Raw genomic sequence first — 736 nt, forward strand, 5'->3', positions numbered from 1 at the left:
GCCGTTCCCGCCATCAAAGTCAGGCTGCTGCCGCCTGCCGTGGTGCCACTGACGTCGCCGCCGAAACTGATGTTCGCGCCAGCCACCGTCGCGCCGCCTCCGGTGGTGTCGATGGTGACGCTCGAACTGCCCAGCGTGACCGCGCCACCGAATGACACCGCACCGCCGTCGGTGGTGATGTCGTTGGTCAACAGCAGTGGCGTCGCGCCGTAGTCGGTCAAGGTCAGCGCACCGCTGCCCAGGCTCAGCGTACCCAGCGTCAACGCGTTGCCGCCGTTGTCGAGGTACACGGCATTGCTACCGCTGTTCGTCAGGCTCACCGCCCCCGTAAAGTCGTTGCCGGTGTTGTTCAACGTGATGGCATGCGCACCGGCATCGAATTTCGATGTGCCGGCAACCAACCAGGCGCCACCCTGGGCGATGTTGCCCGCCGAGGTGGTGATCGACAAACCGCCCGTGCCGATGTTGAGCGCACCTGCGCTGAAGGTGCCGCTGCTGGTGGTCAGCGCGTCCAATGCACCGTTGGTGACATTGCCGCCTACCGCTCCGCCGAACGTCACGGCGCCACTGCCCGCGCTCACCGTCAGGCTTTCGGCCGTCGTGCTCGCGTTGTCCACCGTGCTGGCAAAGTCCACCGCACCGTTGGTGGTCGTCAGCGTCACGTTGCCGGACAAGGTCACCGCGTCGTTGTAGGTTTGCGCACCTGTCGTCGTCACCGCGCCGCCCAGCGTGGTGC

At 66.3% G+C, this 736-nt stretch carries 1 pseudogene; it reads right to left on the minus strand.

Annotation, left to right across the window (positions count from 1 at the left end):
* Nucleotides 1-736 (minus strand): annotated as a pseudogene (locus ISP25_RS00005) (hypothetical protein); the annotation flags it as partial.

It is taken from the genome of Rhodanobacter hydrolyticus (genome assembly GCF_044904645.1).